This window comes from Polaromonas sp. P1_E3, from assembly GCF_056405935.1.
Genome location: NZ_JBFUBD010000606.1, coordinates 1 through 1,272, shown reverse-complemented (window position 1 = coordinate 1,272; position 1,272 = coordinate 1). Strand labels below are relative to the sequence as shown.

2 protein-coding genes are annotated in these 1,272 nt (G+C 65.3%); both read left to right on the top strand.

Features of this window, described 5'->3' with window-relative positions; translation table 11 throughout:
* Positions 1–745, top strand: a 745-nt coding sequence (locus AC1D0Z_RS22125) for a LysR substrate-binding domain-containing protein (RefSeq protein WP_477660294.1), incomplete at its 5' end; no start/stop codon positions are given.
* A gap of 134 nt (positions 746–879) precedes the next feature.
* Positions 880–1,158: a hypothetical protein gene (locus tag AC1D0Z_RS22120; RefSeq protein WP_477660293.1), complete on the top strand. Its 279-nt coding sequence runs from the start codon at positions 880–882 to the stop codon at positions 1,156–1,158.
* Positions 1,159–1,272 lie beyond the last annotated feature (114 nt).

Genomic DNA, 1,272 nt, shown 5'->3' with positions numbered 1-1,272 from the left:
CAACAGCAAGTCGGTGCAGCTCACCGCCGCGGGCCAGGCCTTTGTGCCGGCAGCACGTGCCCTGCTGGAGCAGGCGGCACAGGCCGCCGGCCATGCGCGCGACGTGGGGCAGGGCATGGCCGGCAGCCTGGCCATCGGGTTTTCGGGAACCATGCTGTACAGCGGGCTCCCCGCGATCCTGGAACGTTTCCAGGCAGAGCATCCCTTGCTGCGGCTGACGCTGAAGGAGCTCAGCTCCAGCGAGCAATTGGTAGAGCTGGCCCATGACCGGCTGGACCTGGGCTTTGTGCACACCACGCGCGTGCCGCCCGAGCTGTCGCAAATTCTTGTGTCCAGCCAGGCCTTCATCTGTTGCCTGCCTGCGGGCCATGCCCTGGCGCGCAAACGCTCCTTGTCGCTGCCTGCCCTGCAGGGCGAGCCTTTTGCCGTGGTGTCGCGCACCGTCTCGCCTGATTACCACGAACGCATCCTGGCTATCTGCACCGAAGCCGGTTTTTACCCGGAGATCCGCTACGAACTGCGGCATTGGCTCAGCGTGGTGTCGCTGGTGTCGCAGGGCATGGGCGTGGCGCTGGTGCCGGCCGCGCTCAGGCAGTCGGCCATGGCGGGGGCGGCCTTTGTGCCGCTGGACGCCGCCACCACACCTTATGAAACGCATTGCCTCTGGAAAACCGCACGCGACCACCAGGCGCTGGCGGCGTTTGTGAAGGCGGTGCGGGCGATTGCACCGGCGGCAAAAACCTGAAGCTCCTCCCTGGCGCAGCTGCCGGGCGAATGACCTTGGTAAAAGTATGTCCACCGCCGGGGCCGTAAAGCTGTCACCATGGGGCAGTTCATGGTCTTCAGGAGAACGGCATCAACCCGTATATCTGGTGTGTGGTGGGTGCTCTTCTCGGCGGGGCTGCCTGCCTTCTCGCGGGCACCCGCGAAAAAATCCTCATTCTCGAAAGCGTCGGCGTCGGCATGTTTGGCGCTTTCATCGGCGGCGACTTCCTCGCGTCGATGCTCAGCGGCGRCAAAACCAACGACACGGTCTTCAGCATGAGTTCGCTCGGCATGGCTGTTGGCGGCGCCGTTGCGGCACTGGGCCTGCTTCGGCTGATGCGGCGCGCAATCGGCCCCCAGCACGTCACCAAAGGCCCGCGCCGGCGCGATTGAGCCGCCCCCACCACGGGGGCAAACGCGCTCCGCCCGCAGCTGAACCGACTGCGGCGTAAGATCAACGCTCGCTGTGCGACTAATGCCTTTCACGGCTTTCAGCGGAGATTTTTC